This window comes from Vibrio zhanjiangensis (assembly GCF_030161235.1).
GTDB classification, from domain to species: domain Bacteria; phylum Pseudomonadota; class Gammaproteobacteria; order Enterobacterales; family Vibrionaceae; genus Vibrio; species Vibrio zhanjiangensis.
The window spans coordinates 1-16,487 of record NZ_BSPW01000036.1 but is presented as its reverse complement, the minus strand read 5'-3'; the positions used below and the strand labels follow the sequence as shown (position 1 = coordinate 16,487).

General features: G+C 41.9%; 12 protein-coding genes, 1 rRNA gene and 1 other annotated feature. Of the genes, 6 read left to right on the top strand and 7 right to left on the bottom strand.

Annotated features, from left to right (window positions below; translation table 11 throughout):
• Positions 1-28: 28 nt before the first annotated feature.
• Positions 29-1,696: an energy-dependent translational throttle protein EttA gene (gene ettA, locus QQK21_RS09795; RefSeq protein WP_284192011.1), complete on the bottom strand. Its 1,668-nt coding sequence runs from the start codon at positions 1,694-1,696 to the stop codon at positions 29-31.
• A 458-nt stretch (positions 1,697-2,154) separates the two neighbouring features.
• On the opposite strand from ettA, the gene sltY reads away from it, so the two are divergent.
• Positions 2,155-4,110 (top strand): murein transglycosylase, encoded by a 1,956-nt coding sequence (gene sltY / locus QQK21_RS09790; protein WP_284192010.1) that lies wholly within the window; start codon positions 2,155-2,157, stop codon positions 4,108-4,110.
• Between the two features lie 29 nt (positions 4,111-4,139).
• The gene (gene trpR, locus QQK21_RS09785; protein ID WP_284192009.1) at positions 4,140-4,439 is read left to right on the top strand and encodes a trp operon repressor; all 300 of its coding nucleotides are present in this window, start codon (positions 4,140-4,142) and stop codon (positions 4,437-4,439) included.
• Between the two features lie 11 nt (positions 4,440-4,450).
• Here the strand turns inward: trpR and yjjX are convergent, their stop codons facing one another.
• The 6 genes from yjjX to QQK21_RS09755 form a co-directional block, all read right to left on the bottom strand.
• Entirely contained in the window at positions 4,451-4,984 is a 534-nt protein-coding gene (yjjX, locus tag QQK21_RS09780; RefSeq protein WP_284192008.1) for an inosine/xanthosine triphosphatase, read from the bottom strand.
• A complete protein-coding gene (locus QQK21_RS09775; RefSeq protein ID WP_284192007.1) occupies positions 4,950-7,295 on the bottom strand; it encodes a putative bifunctional diguanylate cyclase/phosphodiesterase in 2,346 nt (781 codons plus the stop codon). Before QQK21_RS09775 ends, yjjX begins: the two co-directional genes overlap by 35 nt.
• Positions 7,279-8,325 carry a polyamine ABC transporter substrate-binding protein gene (locus QQK21_RS09770; protein WP_284192006.1) on the bottom strand — a complete coding sequence of 349 codons (1,047 nt, stop codon included), beginning with the start codon at positions 8,323-8,325 and terminating at the stop codon, positions 7,279-7,281. Before QQK21_RS09770 ends, QQK21_RS09775 begins: the two co-directional genes overlap by 17 nt.
• Positions 8,326-8,484: 159 nt before the next feature.
• Positions 8,485-9,663, bottom strand: a complete 1,179-nt coding sequence (pheA, locus tag QQK21_RS09765; RefSeq protein ID WP_284192005.1) for a prephenate dehydratase — start codon at positions 9,661-9,663, stop codon at positions 8,485-8,487.
• Between the two features lie 12 nt (positions 9,664-9,675).
• Positions 9,676-9,797, bottom strand: a sequence feature (Phe leader region).
• 124 nt (positions 9,798-9,921) lie between these two features.
• The gene (gene hpf, locus QQK21_RS09760) at positions 9,922-10,251 is read right to left on the bottom strand and encodes a ribosome hibernation-promoting factor, HPF/YfiA family (RefSeq protein ID WP_284192004.1); all 330 of its coding nucleotides are present in this window, start codon (positions 10,249-10,251) and stop codon (positions 9,922-9,924) included.
• Positions 10,252-10,593: 342 nt separating this feature from the next.
• Positions 10,594-11,319, bottom strand: a complete 726-nt coding sequence (locus QQK21_RS09755; RefSeq protein WP_284192003.1) for an outer membrane protein assembly factor BamD — start codon at positions 11,317-11,319, stop codon at positions 10,594-10,596.
• Between the two features lie 129 nt (positions 11,320-11,448).
• On the opposite strand from QQK21_RS09755, the gene rluD reads away from it, so the two are divergent.
• From rluD to QQK21_RS09735, 4 genes are all read left to right on the top strand, one after another.
• Positions 11,449-12,426: a 23S rRNA pseudouridine(1911/1915/1917) synthase RluD gene (gene rluD, locus QQK21_RS09750; protein WP_284192002.1), complete on the top strand. Its 978-nt coding sequence runs from the start codon at positions 11,449-11,451 to the stop codon at positions 12,424-12,426.
• A gap of 1 nt (position 12,427) precedes the next feature.
• Complete coding sequence (gene pgeF, locus QQK21_RS09745) at positions 12,428-13,156, top strand: peptidoglycan editing factor PgeF (protein ID WP_284192001.1); 729 nt, start codon at positions 12,428-12,430, stop codon at positions 13,154-13,156.
• Between the two features lie 96 nt (positions 13,157-13,252).
• Positions 13,253-15,826 carry an ATP-dependent chaperone ClpB gene (clpB, locus tag QQK21_RS09740; RefSeq protein WP_284192000.1) on the top strand — a complete coding sequence of 858 codons (2,574 nt, stop codon included), beginning with the start codon at positions 13,253-13,255 and terminating at the stop codon, positions 15,824-15,826.
• 459 nt (positions 15,827-16,285) lie between these two features.
• Positions 16,286-16,487: ribosomal RNA gene (locus tag QQK21_RS09735) — 16S ribosomal RNA — on the top strand; the annotation flags it as partial.

Genomic DNA, 16,487 nt, shown 5'->3' with positions numbered 1-16,487 from the left:
CGGCCTTGGTACGAATAATAAGCAATCGTTATTTAGACATGCGCTTATATTTGATTCGATGAGGTTCCGCTGCATCGGGGCCTAACGTTTTCTTCAGCCATTCCATATACTCAGTATAGTTACCTTCGTAGAAGTTGACCTGACCTTCATCACGATAGTCAATAATGTGAGTTGCAATACGGTCTAAGAACCAGCGGTCGTGGGAGATAACCATGGCACAGCCAGGGAATTCTAGTAGTGCCTCTTCCAATGCTCTGAGCGTTTCCACATCCAGATCGTTGGTTGGCTCATCAAGTAACAATACATTGCCGCCAGCTTTTAACAGTTTGGCTAGGTGCACTCGGTTACGCTCTCCTCCTGATAGCTCACCAATAACTTTTTGCTGATCACTGCCTTTAAAGTTAAATCGAGAGCAGTATGCACGAGCGGGAATTTCAAAATTGTTGATCTTGATGATATCAGCACCTTCTGAGATCTCTTGGAAGACGGTTTTTGTATCATCCATACTGTCTCGAAACTGATCTACTGAAGCGAGTTTAACGGTCTCTCCCATTTCAATCGTTCCCGAATCAGGCTGTTCTACACCACTAAGCATCTTAAATAGTGTTGACTTACCTGCCCCGTTGGCACCTATAATTCCAACGATCGCGCCTTTCGGCATACTAAACGATAGATCGTCGATCAATACGCGTCCGTCAAAGGACTTAGTGATATTTTTTACGTCAATAACTTTATCACCCAAACGTTCACCTGGCGGAATGAACAATTCATTCGTTTCATTACGTTTTTGATGATCGTTACTTTGTAGTTCCTCAAACCGAGCCATACGAGCTTTTGATTTGGCTTGGCGACCTTTTGGATTCTGGCGAACCCATTCAAGTTCTTTTTCAATAGTCTTTTGTCGCGCTTTTTCTTGAGAAGCTTCTTGCTGTAGACGTGCGTCTTTTTGCTCTAGCCATGACGTGTAATTTCCTTGCCAAGGAATACCTTCACCTCTGTCTAATTCAAGAATCCAGCCCGCAGCATTATCAAGGAAGTAGCGGTCGTGGGTAATAGCCACTACGGTCCCTGTATAGTCGACTAGGAAGCGTTCAAGCCAAGCTACAGATTCTGCATCAAGATGGTTGGTTGGTTCGTCAAGCAGCAACATATCAGGTTTTTCTAGCAATAAACGGCATATCGCAACTCGGCGTCTTTCACCACCAGAGAGATGTTTTATTTGTGCGTCCCACTCTGGCAAACGCAGTGCATCAGCCGCTCTTTCAAGAGCATTATCTAGGTTATGTCCGTCTTTGGCTTGAATTAATGCTTCCAGTTCACCTTGTTCTTTTGCCAAGGCATCAAAATCGGCATCAGGTTCAGCGTAGGCAGCATATACTTCATCGAGACGTTTCATTGCACCAGCAACATCGGAGACCGCTTCCTCAACAATTTCACGAACGGTTTTGGATTCGTCAAGTACTGGTTCCTGAGGTAGATAGCCAACGTTTAATCCGGGTTGAGGACGAGCCTCACCATCGATATCTGTATCTATACCAGCCATGATGCGAAGTAAAGTGGATTTACCTGCGCCGTTCAGACCGAGTACGCCGATCTTTGCACCTGGAAAAAAGCTTAGCGAAATATCTTTGAGAATTTGACGTTTAGGTGGCACAACTTTGCTCACCCGAGACATGGTATATACGTATTCAGCCATTGCCGATTGTCCCTAGACTATGAGATTAAATAGAAGGGCATTTTATACTAAGTTGAGAGGCTTTGTTACCTTCACTTTGTTAGGTTATTCTCCTGATTATTTTGTTTTTTATTTTATGGATTTTCATTACATTTGTCACATTGATGTGATTTTATTGGTATTTATATCTAGTTAGGTTACGGTTCTGTTTAAAATGGCGGTAGATTTATACTCTGGCCTAGATACAGGTGGTTTGATAATCTCAAAAAGAGGTTTCTAGGTCGCTTTTTGTGAGGCGTGTCTTGTTTTATGGGGCTATTCTTAAATAGTAAGCTTCAACGAATGAAACACTGAAAATCGAAGTGTAAGTGCAATAAAAAGCCCAGCAATACATTGTATTATTGCCTGTTTTAGATGTTTGGTGAATACAAGTACATACCGCGATATAAATATTTAGTTTATCTAAGGGATGAGAACTTATGACGCTAACGTTTCCTAAGTCGCTGCATGGTATTTTTCCATTACTCCCCTTACGTGTCATGCTGGCTTGTTGCGCAGCTATCACAGCACATGCTTGGGCCAACGACTTACAACAGCAGCGAGCTGTCTATGATAAGGCTCAGCGACTGCTCGACAAAGGAAGTGTGTCTGAATACGTTAACATTCGAGATCAAATCAAGGACTACCCTTTAACACCTTATACTGATTACCGAGCATTCTTGATTAATATTGCTCAAAGAACACCTGCGGAAGTTGAAAACTTTATTGAGAAATACAAAACTCTTCCTTTTTCTGGGCGAATTCGTGCGCCCTATATTGATGGTCTTGCGCAAAGAGGACTGTGGAAGAAATTATCTGATTTTCAGACAGTTGAGCCTCGAGGGGAATCTTATCAATGCCACTATTATTACGCGCTTTATCGAACAGGAAATCGCGAGGTAGCCTTTAAAGGCGCAGAAAAACTTTGGCAATCAGGGGAAAGTATATCTGACGCATGTGATTCTCTTTTTAGCGCATGGGACCAATCAGGCTCAAGAACTGATCAACATATTCTTGAGCGAATGCAGCTCGCTTTTGAAGCTCGCAACGGCTCATTGATGAATTACTTGAGTAGACAACTTCGAACAAGTAAAGCAAAAGTTCAAGCTGAAGAAATAAAAGTGTTGTTTACTCATCCAGAGCGAGTGTTGGAGTTTGCTCTTGAACACTCAGAGAACGATTGGTATCGCTCTGTTACTGCCATGGCTTTAAAAAAGCTGGCTCGTAAAGATATCAAAAAAGCATTTAGTGCTTTTGAGCAAGTTGTCTCTGCGCAAAACATGTCAATCGAACAATCTCAGGCGCTTGCTGATTATTTATCATTTAGGTTAATGAACACGGACTCTTTGTTGCAACAACGATGGCGTGATAAAAAAATCGCCTCATCAACCAACAATAAATTGATTGAAAGAAGGATTCGTCTTGCGATTCAAGATGCCGACTGGCAGGGTGTCATTAATTGGATTACGTTGTTACCAGAGAGTAACCAGAGTAGTTTGCGGTGGCAATACTGGTTGGGTCGAAGTGAATTAGCGAAGGGCAAAACGAAGCAGGGTAGTGAGCGCCTTGAGCAGATCGTTGGTCAGCGAAACTTTTATAGTGTTGCGGCTGCGAAAGAAATCAAACGATCGATTAATTATCCAGTCTCTACGATTTCGTTTCATCAAGAGGCTGTACAGCCTTTTCGTACTGCCTTAATAAGAATTGAAGAGTTAATAGAAAGAGAGAAAATTACAGCAGCCAAAAATGAATGGGAATGGTTACTTGACCGTGCCGATGACGAGCAGAAAGAGATGTTAGCAGCATATGCGGCGAATAAGCAGTGGTCTCATCTGTCAGTGCAAGCCAGTATTCAAGCTAAGATGTGGGACAATATAGAGCTCCGTTTCCCAGTTGCTCATCGCTGGTGGTTTGATTTTTATGGTGAAAAGCACAGCATTGATCCAATTACCTTGATGTCTGTCGCCAGACAAGAAAGTGCGCTCGATGTCCTTGCAAGATCTCCTGTGGGAGCGAGAGGCATCATGCAAGTTATGCCATCTACGGCTAAGTATACTGCGCGTAAGTATCAACTTATGTACAGGAGTAGCAATGAATTGTATGAAGTGGGAAAAAATATTGAGATAGGGAGTCACTACCTAAAAGGCTTGTTAGAAAGGTACGATAATAATCGAGTTTTTGCATTTGCTGCGTATAATGCGGGGCCAAACCGAGTGAAAACTTGGCGGGAACGCACACAGGGCCGACTAGATGCATATGCTTTTATAGAAGCTATCCCAATCAAAGAAACACGCGGCTATGTGCAGAACATTTTGATGTTTGAAACATACTATCGTGATTTGTTAGGGGTTGATGGTGCCTTTCTCAATCAACATGAGATTGAGACCAGATATTAGTTTTAAGTAATCTTGGGATTGAACAGTAAATGCTGACACAAGCTGAATACAATGAGTGGCAACAGATTCTGGACCTTATAAAGAGCAGCACTGAATCTAATCAACATGAGATGCTACTCACTATGCTATTGACTGCCGACGAGCGAGAAGCTTTGATTTCTCGAGTCAATATTTGTTGTGAACTGCTAAAAGGTGAGCTTTCACAAAGGCAAATTAGCAATAAACTGGGGGTAGGGGTAGCGACAATAACACGGGGTTCAAATGAACTTAAACTAAAGTCAGAAAATGAAAAAGCCCAAATTAGCTCACTTTTGGGCCTTAAGTCATGATAGCTTACTGTTTATAGATTGTTGGGAAAGTACTCAGGATTGGAGAATGGAATGAGTGCTAACACTAAAGCCTGATGATAGACACTACTGCGAGTTAGTTGATCATGAGTCAGTAAACTGATGGCTCCGCCTTTTTGTTTAATATTCTCTGTGCCAAATACTTCATCCATCACATCGCCAAGCTCATTGGCTTGAGTCAATTTTTCTAATACTAGCGGTGGCAGCATCAGGCTAGCTGAACGAGATTCGCCTCTTTGTGTCGCCGATTCAATCACCATCCAAGCAAAAGTCGTGTTTTCCTCAATTCCAGCTTCAAGGCCAACATAATAGTCTGCTTGAGGTTGCTGCTCTTTTGCAGCTTTGACTCGATTGAGAGCGCCTATACGGGTTTCTTCGTTACTCATGGGCTGATCCGCGACACCACTTGGTACATGAATCGTGAGAAACTCAAAGTGCTGCGAACCAAAAACAGCCTTAAAGGCACTTTCGACCGCTTTTTTTTTCGCAGGATTAAGAGAAGTGATAACAACTTTCTTCACTGACATTCTCATACCTTTTTTGTACTTGATTGAGACATTTTAACTCCGGTAATGACAGAGGAGGAGATAGAAAATAACCTTGCATGTAATCACATTGGTTTTCTGCCAGCCAGTTTAACATCGATATCGACTCTATTCCTTCTGCTGTTACTATCATTGATTGAGAGTGGCACAGTTCAACCAAAGGTTTGATGACTTTTTGGTTATCAGTTTTGATTAAAGTCGTAAGAAACTCTCTATCAAGCTTTATCTTTTGAACTGGGTATTGTACCAATTGAGTGATCGACGTATAACCGGAGCCGAAATCGTCAATGGCAAGTTTGAACCCCATTAAAGAGAGCTCATGCAGGAGAGAGTAACTTTGCGAATCCGTAGCAAACGTTTCAGTAATTTCGAAATCAACTAAGCTTGGCTCGACATGGTATTTTTTAGCGGCATTTTGTATGTCCCTCGCGAGTTGTCTGGAATCGAGTTCAGCAGACGATAAGTTTATTGAGAGTTGAAGAGAGTGACCAAAACACTCTTGTAACTCACTGAAATCTTTAAATGCTTGCTGAATAACCCAGCGATCTATTTTACCAAATAAGCCTGTTTTTTCTGAAATTGGGATAAACTCCGCTGGGTTCACTTTACCCACGTTGGGTGAGAACCAACGCAGCAATGCTTCAACCCCAACAATGTTGTCTCCCGAACGATCAAAATATGGTTGATACATCAGAGAAAATTCATGATCGAATTCACCATTTCTAAGAGCTTGCTCTATTTGGTTTCTTCGCCGAACGATTTCATCAAGTTCTTGCGAGTATCTTGCTATTTGATTTTTACCTGCTCGTTTGGCTTGGTACATAGCAGTATCTGCATTGGAAAGTAATTTCTCTATGTCTTCGCCATCTTCAGGATAGGTTGCTATTCCAATACTGGCAGTTATAGGAAAGTTGCCCAAAGGAGATCCTTGAGGGTTTTGTATTGGCTCTAAGATATCCTCAGCAAGATGATACGAATAATCGTTTTGATGTGCAGAGGAGATAAAAATAGCGAACTCATCCCCAGAAAGGCGTGATGCAAGACATTTGCTGGCGTATTGCTTTTCATAAATACTACTGACTTTACGGATATGTTCTGCAAAATCAATTAATAGCGAGTCTCCGACATGATGACCGTATTTATCGTTAACATATTTAAAATTATCCAAGTCAATGTATAAAATCCAGGCTTGTGCACACTGGTGGCCATCTTTAATAGTTTGCTCTGCACATGTTTGAAACTGATAACGATTGGCAAGTTGAGTTAAGTGGTCATTCTCAGCCATTGCTTTGGTTTTTTGATAGCTAGAATTTAACTCCTTGTACATATCATAGAAGCGAACCGATAGCCTTCCTATTTCATCGTTGGTGCTTAGACGCTGAATATTATGTCGTTGACGTCGTTCTACTTGTCTTAGCTGCTTGTCTAAGAAAATAATCGGACTGACTACTCGGTTATGAAGTAGAAAAAGCAGGATAAAAATCGTGACGACAGTGGATGCACCAAAAAAGAGGACTAGTCTTTGCTTAATGGTGTAAAGCTGGTTAGTTAGTAAGTATTGAGCGGGGTCCAACACAGCATAAAAATCTGGGAGTAGTTCAACCGATTGAGTTAACCCAGTTTTGATTACAGGGGCATCACTGAAAAAGATACTTGTATCATTGTCAAACTCGATAATGTGTTTTAGCTGATCAAATTTATCTAATGACAAGTAAACAACCACAAAAAATACATGATCTTTATTGTAACTTAGGGGGGACATCAAGGTATCTGTATCTAACACGTCATAACGTATAAGAATGCTCTGACCTTGATGGTTTTGGGTAAACCCAATAAAAGAGCTATTACCCGTTAGTCGATAATTGGTATTGACGAACTTATGTACATATTTATCTAGCTTAGAGAACGGATCAAGCTGGCTATCGGCATAAAACAATGGAGTACGAGTGTTATCCAAAATAGCAACGGCGACATCACTCTGTGAATTGACCTGAAGACTCGCAATTGTCGTTTGTAATGTCTCTATCAGTTCCATTTCACGATACGGGTTATCTTCTTTGGTGAAATAATGACGGATAATATCGCTTTTTGTTAGGGTAAGAGAATAGCTATTTAATAAAGCAACGGATTGACGAAAATGCCCAGCGAGCTTTTCCATCGTTAGTTGCAGGTAGCTGTTTTCGCGTTTGATTAACGCATCTTTCTGATCGTAATATATACCATAGCTAGAAAACGCAGCACTAATTAGAATGACTGGTGATACTAGCATTAGTACTCTAGTACTGAGTTTCATGATATTTCAAAATGCGGTTAAGTATTTTAGCTCGTAAGCTGATGTTTTTAGCCGATAGTTCACTATCAACCCTGCCTTCTTCGATTCTTTTCTGATCGGGAAACAATGATGCATCATTCTTATACCAATCGGGCAGTTGTTTTAGCGCTGTGGCATTCGGAGTTGAAGCTTTGATAAAAATTGCATTTTTTGCAGCCACATCGGGGTCCATAATATATTCCAAAAAGGCTTTAGCGCCTGTGGGATTTGTAGAACGTTTGTTAATGGCAAGGCAATCAATCCAGATGAATATTTCTCCATCGGGAATGGTGAAATCCCATTTATCGCCAATGAAATATCGATTCAGAGAATACTGATCGCCACTGTAGGCGAGTGCCATAGCCAGTTCATCACTATTTTTAGTACTTCTTACATAGCTAAGTAAATACTCATAGGTTAATACTTTATCGTTGAAGGCTTGTATTTTTGGGTAAGCGGCTTCAATCAATGTTGCGTCATCTACATCAGGCGGAAATCCCAAGCTATACAATACGGGAAGAAAGCTTTCGATGCTATCATCGATCATGCCTATGCGCCCTTCTAGTTCCTTAGGAGGAACAACAAATTCACTCCATGTTTTAGGGGGGGTTGGTACTAAGTCTTTTCTATAGGCAACGCCGACCGTTCCCCAGAAATATGGAACCGCGTAATCGCCACAGGCTTGTAACCATTTTTTTCCATTATGTTGGCGATTTTTGATATTGCGTAGATCTTCAAATACACCTAAACGACCGTATATTTGTGCAGAGACATTGTCTAAGATAATAACGTCAAAAGGCAGTTGAAGACTTTTCATCATCAAGAGACTACGCTCATCGTCGTTATCAAAATGGGTCCGTTCAATTGGTATACCTGTTGAGGTTTCCCAATCTTCCACGACATAGGGTGAGATAGTATCCTCCCACATGTAGATATTTATCGGTGTGTTGGGTGGCTGGGCTGAAAAAGCTTGCGTGGTGAAGGCAAGTGAAAGAAAAAACAGCGATCTCATGTCAAACGGGAAGCTCCATAACGCTCCAAAAAACTCGCTTTAAATGACATGTCCAAAATGACTGACACTACATTTATATGCAACTAATGTGATTATATTAATTATTTTTCTGATCAGTGTCAGTCATTTGAAGTTATTTATTTGATCTATATTCCTTTTTTATTGGTTTTTAATTTTTGTAGGGGAAACATTTTCACTTGGATAGCAGCCTAAAACTTTTAGGTGCTTAGTCAACTTTGTTAATTCCTGTAGCGCATGTTGCATTTGCTCAGATGTAAGGTGTGCTTCCAAATCGACATAAAACATTTCTTCCCATGGATTTCCCATAATAGGCCTAGACTCAAGTTTACTCATATTAATGTCATATTTTTGAAGCACTAACAAAGTCGCAACTAAGGACCCTGCTTCTTGGGATGTCGACATTATTAATGTTGTTTTAGCTGGGATTTGTGTTGATACTTCAACAGGTTTTCTTGCCACTATGATAAAGCGAGTATGATTCTCTGTTTGGTTGGCAATATTGCTTTGAATAGGTTGTAGCCCATAGAGTTTTCCACTTGCCGCATGTCCAATGGCAGCCACATCTTTTCTATTGATTTCTTTTACTTTTTTCATTGCGTCAGCGGTGCTAGTGCAGGACTCAAGCGTGATATCTTTTAGTCGACTCAAAAACTCACTACATTGTTGATGTGGTTGAGGGTGCGAGTAGAGGGTTTTTATATCCTCTATACGAATGTCTGAAGTGGCCACTAGACAGTGCTCTATCGGCAAAATCATTTCACCGACGATATGCAAAGTCGTATGTTGCAGAAGATCATATACCTCATTGATCGAGCCTGAACTGGTATTTTCAATTGGAAGAACACCATAATCCGCATGGCCAGACTCAACCGTTTGAGCCACTTCTTTAAAGTGCTGGCAGTTAAGCTCGATGAGCTCTGTATTTTTGCGGCTGAAATACTCTAGGCTTGCGAGGTGAGAGTACGAGCCTTTGGCGCCCAAAAATGCAACTCTGGCTAGGGGTTTACGACTGAGTTCTGGATTGGCAAGGTTTTGCAGATAAGATTGTTGAAGTAAGACAGAGTCTTCAATAATAGTATGGAATAGTTTTGTGATGTACTGGGCGTCAAGGTCATATTTTTCTCGTCCCGCAGTGATGAGTTTTACCAAGAGTTGTTGCTCACGAGCGGCATCACGTACAGGTTTAGATGTTTGAACTTTGCTCTTGGCGACTTCAATACTCATTTGCCTTCTCTCAGATAAGAGTTTTAGCAGTTCGTCGTCCAACTCGTTTAAACGCAAGCGAATATCATCGAGTGAGTATTTTTGTTCAGTCATCTTATTGTCCTCATTAAAAAAGCCTCCCATATGGGAGGCTTCCTGTTCGTTTTTGACTTTTCTTTCACAAACGAGAGCGCCTCCAGTGTTATTGGAGAAAAAAGAAGTCAAAAAAGAACAGGTGGTTTAGAATCATATTTATCAACTTAGCTGTGATGGCGTTAACACAATAAGCAAGCGTTCAATCAGCGTCAAGCAAAAAAATAGCGCCATAAGCGCTATTTTCCCGATTACTATTCTAATCTAATGCCAATGAGACTAGTCAGTTTCAATTTCCTCTAGCTCGGGTTTTTCAGCACGCCTAGCTTCAGGCTTGTGGCGTAGCTTATTAAGTTGTCGTTCAAGTTTCTGCTCTACTTCATTGACAGCAGCATACAGATCTTCGTGAACAGCAGAAGCGACAAGCTTTCCTTTTGGCACAGTAATGATAGCTTCAAATTTCATCTGCTTGTTTGGTTCTTCGCTAAAACAAGCTTGGCAGCCGATAATGTCAACTTGCCATTTTTCTAACTTCTTGAATTTACTCTCTATATGAGTTCGGATAGCAGAGGTGATGTCGATGTTTTTGCCAGTGATGTTTACTTTCATAGATATTTTTCCTCTGTAGCACCCTTAGTGGATTAACTTCAGATTACCTATCTGTAAGCAAAATAATGTGACCAATGTCAATATTCCAAGTGCGTATTGAGAGAGAGAATTCAAACGTGATCAACATCTAGATCTGAGTGGCTAGACAGAAAAAAAGATTTGTGAAGAAGATCTAACCTTGTTAGATTGGACTCGTAACGAACTAAAAAATATAGATTTTTTAGCACTTCATCTCGATTGAAAAATATACCACCTTCTCAATATCATCATCCTGATTGGATATTTGGCTAGGTTGTGCCTCGATAGAACCCATGTCAACTTTCTATCAAGGCAAGATTTATCCTATCTGGAGTTCAATTCTATTAATTGTTGAGTGTGTTTAACCGCATCTTCTAGTCCTAATTCTTGATAGGCCTCCAGTTGAATATGAAGAGATTTCAGTGCAGCCTCTGTATTTGGATAAGTTTTTTGTAACTCTTGTGTGCGGTTGATGGCGGCTATCCATGCTTCACGGCGGAGATAAAAATCAGCGGTAGCAAGATCGTAATCGGCGAGGCGGTTTTTTAACGCGATCATGCGTTTTTGGGCATCCTTGGCATAAGGACTATTTGGGTAACGTTCGAGTAGCTTTTTGAAGTCTTCAAAGGCTTTTTTAACAGGCTCAGGATCACGATCACTGCGATCTACATTGAATAAGTCATGCATGAAATTACGATCTTGAGCCATATGGGTTAAACCGCGCATATACAAAACCCAATCCAGTTTTTCGTGTGTTGGATTGAGCCTAGAAAAGCGTTCTATTGTCGCTAAACCTAGTGCTAAATCGTCATTTTTGTAATAAGCATATATAAGGTCTAGCTGAACTTGCTCCGAATAGGCGCCAAATGGATATCGAGAGTCCAAAGCTTCTAATTTATCGATTGCTGATAACCAATTGCCACTTTGTAAAGATACTTGTGCTTCAGAATATAATTCTGAAGGTGGAATATCTGGAACAATCTCATCGCTGCTTGAGCAGCCAACTAATACAGATAATGCCAATAAGCCAGATAAAGTATGCTTTTTCATGTCAGGATTCGGTTCCTTGAGATAAATATTTTTTCGCTTCCGTTACTTTTGGGTCGGTAGCAGATACAATGGAGCAATATTCTTCCACACTAGTGGCAATTAGTCCCACAGTTTTTAAAAAAGTTCGATATGGCTCAGCAGATTGAATTAAGTAATACAGTAAAAGATAGTCAATTGGGTCAGCGCCTTGACCAAGCAATTGCAGAATTATTCGCCGATTTTTCGCGTTCTCGTCTTAAAGAATGGTTGTTGGATGGCAAAGTTCAGGTTAATGGAGAAGTCGTCATTAAACCTCGCACAAAAGTGATGGGGGGGGAAATTGTTACACTACAAGCTGAATTAGAAGACGAAGAGCGTTGGGAAGCGCAGGACATTGCATTGGATATCGTTTATGAAGATGACGATATTATTGTGATCAACAAACCACGTGATTTTGTTGTTCATCCTGGAGCAGGAACACCCGATGGCACGGTTTTGAATGCGTTGTTGTATCACTACCCAGATATTGCGGAAGTGCCTCGTGCTGGTATTGTGCATCGTCTTGATAAAGATACGACAGGTTTAATGGTCGTTGCTAAAACGGTCCCCGCTCAGACACGTCTGGTGAGAGCGTTGCAAAAGCGCAATATTACTCGAGAATATGAAGCCATTGCCATTGGCCGTATGACGGCTGGGGGACGAGTCGAACAACCAATTGGACGTCACTCAACGAAAAGAACCTTAATGGCTGTCAGTCCAATGGGTAAACCTGCAGTAACACATTATCGCGTTGCAGAGCACTTTCGTGAACATACACGCATTCGTTTACGGTTAGAAACAGGTCGTACTCACCAGATTCGTGTTCATATGGCCTATCTTCAACATCCCCTGTTGGGTGATGCAGCTTATGGTGGTCGTGCGAGGATTCCAGCCGGAGCTTCTGAAGAGTTAGCCACTATGATACGTCAGTTTGACCGCCAAGCTCTGCATGCCGTGATGCTAAAATTCGAGCACCCTATATCGGGAGAGGAGCTAGAGTTTCATGCGCCTGTACCTCAAGATATGGTCGTGATGACACAAGCTTTGCGTACAGATGCTCAAGACCACGGCATTGAGGAAGATATGTAGTATGGAGATGATTGTTCCCAACTGGCCAGCGCCTAAGAATGTTAAAGCTTTTTCTTCGACTCGAAATGAGGGTTTTTCTAGCGGCGTATACAAAGGCCTAAACTTAGGGGGGCATGTTGGGGATGATTTGGACCATGTAAAGCTTAATCGTCGTTGGCTAGCGGAGCATTCAGCAATGCCAGACGATCCAATATGGTTAAATCAGACTCACTCTACGACAGTATTGGAAGTTTCTGCCATCGGTCAGGACGTGTTAAATGCCGATGGCGTATACACGAAACAGGTTGGGGTGGTTTGTTCAGCGATGACAGCTGACTGCCTTCCCGTATTGTTGACCGACACATTGGGTACTCAAGTTGCCGCCGTGCATGCGGGATGGAGAGGGTTAGCCAATGGTATCATTGAAAATGCGCTAGCTAAGTTTGATGGACAAGTTATTGCATGGATAGGCCCAGCCATTAGTGCTTCTGCATTTGAAGTTGGTCAGGATGTCTTTGATGCTTTTGTCGCACATAATTCATCTGCTAGTCAGGCATTTAAACCCACTCAAGTTCACGATAAGTGGCTAGCGGATATGAATATACTTGTGACTCAAAGGTTAAATAGCCTTGGTGTGCGTGGTGTTTATTACAGCAATATGTGTACTTACTCAGAACCAGAACGTTTTTTTTCCTATCGCCGGGATGGAATAACAGGTCGACAAGCGACTTTTATTTGGATAGAAAAATAGCAATTTCGAATTAGTAGCCCTTGAAAGTCGCAGCCAGCGGAACCATCTATCATACTGACTAAAAGAGTTTTCTTCGTTAAGGTTAGGAAGGTAGATATGCGTCTTGATAGGTTCACCAGCAAATTTCAAATCGCGATATCTGACGCTCAATCATTGGCGTTAGGACGTGATCATCAATACATTGAGCCAGTCCATCTCATGGTTGCTTTAATGGACCAAAATGGCAGCCCAATACGGCCATTGCTCACTATGCTTGATGTTGATGTGACGCATTTAAGATCAAAGTTAAGTGAGATCCTCGACCGTCTGCCTAAAGTCAGTGGCATTGGGGGTGATGTGCAGCTGTCTAGTTCCATGGGGACTTTGTTTAACCTTTGTGACAAAGTTGCGCAAAAACGCCAAGACGCTTATATCTCTTCAGAAGTTTTCCTTCTTGCGGCAATTGAAGACCGCGGACCTCTAGGCGAGCTACTTAAAGACTTAGGGCTCACTGAGGCCAAACTAAGTGCAGCAATTGATAAAATTCGAGGAGGTCAAACCGTTGATGATCCTAATGCAGAAGAGCTTCGTCAAGCGCTAGAAAAATTTACTATTGATCTTACAGAGCGTGCTGAACAGGGTAAGTTAGACCCTGTTATTGGTCGTGATGATGAAATTCGCCGCACTATCCAAGTACTGCAAAGACGTACCAAAAATAATCCTGTCATCATCGGTGAGCCCGGAGTGGGAAAAACAGCCATAGTTGAAGGTTTGGCTCAGCGTATTATCAATAATGAAGTACCCGAGGGGCTTCGCAACAAGCGGGTTTTATCCCTTGATATGGGGGCTTTAGTCGCAGGGGCGAAATACCGAGGTGAGTTTGAAGAGCGTCTCAAGTCGGTGCTCAATGAATTATCTAAGGAAGAAGGTAGCATTATTCTCTTCATCGATGAAATTCACACTATGGTGGGTGCGGGTAAAGGTGAAGGCTCGATGGATGCTGGAAACATGCTCAAACCCGCTTTGGCTAGAGGGGAACTTCACTGTGTTGGTGCTACAACATTAGACGAATATCGACAATATATAGAAAAAGATCCCGCACTTGAGCGCCGTTTCCAAAAAGTTTTAGTTGATGAACCTTCTGTAGAGGACACGGTAGCAATCTTACGCGGTTTGAAGGAGCGTTATGAGCTCCACCATCACGTCGAAATAACCGATCCCGCGATTGTTGCGGCTGCAAGTTTATCTCATCGATACATCTCTGATCGTCAGTTACCGGATAAAGCCATAGATTTAATTGATGAAGCTGCATCTAGCATAAGAATGCAAATCGACTCTAAACCAGAATCATTGGACAAACTTGAGCGGAAAATTATCCAGCTCAAGATAGAGCAGCAAGCATTAACCAATGAGCATGATGAAGCAAGTGAAAAGCGTCTTTTCAACCTTAATGAAGAGTTGCAAGATAAAGAACGGGCCTTTGCCGAGCTCGAAGAGGTTTGGAATGCTGAGAAAGCCGCGTTATCAGGTACACAGCACATAAAAAGTGAACTTGAACAAGCACGACTAGATATGGATTTTGCCCGCCGAGCTGGAGACCTCAATCGAATGTCTGAGCTTCAATATGGCCGCATTCCTGAACTAGAAAAACAGCTGGATCTCGCGACTCAGGCTGAAATGCAGGAGATGACGTTGCTGCGCAATAAAGTCACTGACAATGAAATTGCTGAAGTGCTTTCTAAGCAGACGGGTATTCCAGTATCGAAGATGCTTGAAGCTGAGAAAGAGAAATTACTGCGAATGGAGAAAGTGCTTCACAAACGCGTGATCGGGCAAACAGAAGCAGTAGAAGTCGTCTCTAATGCTATTCGCCGCAGCAGGGCGGGGCTGTCAGATCCCAATAAGCCGATTGGTTCGTTTCTATTTTTGGGGCCTACAGGCGTTGGTAAAACGGAGCTTTGCAAGACATTGGCGAATTTCCTATTTGACAGTGAAGACGCTATGGTTCGTATTGATATGTCGGAGTTTATGGAAAAACATTCGGTTGCTAGACTAGTTGGTGCGCCTCCTGGGTATGTAGGGTATGAAGAAGGTGGTTATATAACCGAAGCGGTAAGAAGAAAACCTTACTCAGTTATTTTGTTAGATGAAGTCGAGAAAGCTCATCCAGATGTTTTCAATATACTATTGCAAGTTTTAGATGACGGCAGACTGACCGATGGACAAGGAAGAACGGTTGATTTTCGTAATACCGTAGTGATTATGACGTCTAACTTGGGCTCGGCAAGAATTCAAGAAAATTTTGGCTCACTTGACTACCAAGGAATGAAAGAGCAGGTGATGGAGGTCGTCAACAAACATTTTCGTCCTGAGTTTCTTAATCGAGTTGACGAAAGTGTTGTCTTTCATCCGCTCGCTCAAGACCATATTAAATCTATCGCATCAATTCAATTGGATAGATTGTCTAAGCGTATGGAAGAAGGTGGCTATAAACTGCAAGTTACAGACAAGGCCTTAGAGCTTATTGCTCAAGTTGGGTTTGATCCTGTATTTGGTGCGCGGCCACTAAAACGAGCTATTCAGCAAAGCGTTGAAAATCCACTTGCGAAAGCAATCCTTGCTGGTAAGGTCGTACCCGACAAACCTATTAAATTGTCGGTTAGCAAGGATGAGATAGTCGCTCAGCAATAAAAGTGAGCTTTGATAGAGGGCGAGTTAGCCCTCTTATCGTCTATTTTAATTTCATTTAGGTTGAATTTTGAGCGAGTGATGCATTAAAAAGAATTTTTTGCTGTTTTTCTCTTGTGCTCTCGAAATAGATCCCTATAATTCGCTCTCGTTGTCAGGACATAAAGCGCTGACAACAAACGGCTGTTAGCCAAATAAAAGCTAACCTACAGAAAAGTAAAGAAAAGTGCTTGACACTCAACTTTATCTCGCTAGAATAGCCGTCCGTTGTGAGTTTTGCTCATAACGCTGCTCTTTAAAAATATAAACCTATCAATCTGTGTGGGCACTCGTTGATGATAATCCAAAAGATTTATCAATGAACTGAGTGACCAATCGGTAGTAATACCGGCACAGTCAATTCAACATTACACAGTAATGTTATCAGTATTCATTGAGCCGCATCTTAGATGCACAAAACTTTAATTGAAGAGTTTGATCATGGCTCAGATTGAACGCTGGCGGCAGGCCTAACACATGCAAGTCGAGCGGAAACGAGTTAACTGACCCTTCGGGTGACGTTAACGGCGTCGAGCGGCGGACGGGTGAGTAATGCCTGGGGAATTGCCCTGATGTGGGGGATAACCATTGGAAACGATGGCTAATACCGCATAATAGCTTCGGC

Bases quoted from the DNA above. Each gene is read 5' to 3' on its own strand.
- ettA (WP_284192011.1), bottom strand. From the start codon at position 1,696: ATGGCTGAATACGTATATACCATGTCTCGGGTGAGCAAAGTTGTGCCA.
- sltY (WP_284192010.1), top strand. From the start codon at position 2,155: ATGACGCTAACGTTTCCTAAGTCGCTGCATGGTATTTTTCCATTACTC.
- trpR (WP_284192009.1), top strand. From the start codon at position 4,140: ATGCTGACACAAGCTGAATACAATGAGTGGCAACAGATTCTGGACCTT.
- yjjX (WP_284192008.1), bottom strand. From the start codon at position 4,984: ATGTCAGTGAAGAAAGTTGTTATCACTTCTCTTAATCCTGCGAAAAAA.
- QQK21_RS09775 (WP_284192007.1), bottom strand. From the start codon at position 7,295: ATGAAACTCAGTACTAGAGTACTAATGCTAGTATCACCAGTCATTCTA.
- QQK21_RS09770 (WP_284192006.1), bottom strand. From the start codon at position 8,325: ATGAGATCGCTGTTTTTTCTTTCACTTGCCTTCACCACGCAAGCTTTT.
- pheA (WP_284192005.1), bottom strand. From the start codon at position 9,663: ATGACTGAACAAAAATACTCACTCGATGATATTCGCTTGCGTTTAAAC.
- hpf (WP_284192004.1), bottom strand. From the start codon at position 10,251: ATGAAAGTAAACATCACTGGCAAAAACATCGACATCACCTCTGCTATC.
- QQK21_RS09755 (WP_284192003.1), bottom strand. From the start codon at position 11,319: ATGAAAAAGCATACTTTATCTGGCTTATTGGCATTATCTGTATTAGTT.
- rluD (WP_284192002.1), top strand. From the start codon at position 11,449: ATGGCTCAGCAGATTGAATTAAGTAATACAGTAAAAGATAGTCAATTG.
- pgeF (WP_284192001.1), top strand. From the start codon at position 12,428: ATGGAGATGATTGTTCCCAACTGGCCAGCGCCTAAGAATGTTAAAGCT.
- clpB (WP_284192000.1), top strand. From the start codon at position 13,253: ATGCGTCTTGATAGGTTCACCAGCAAATTTCAAATCGCGATATCTGAC.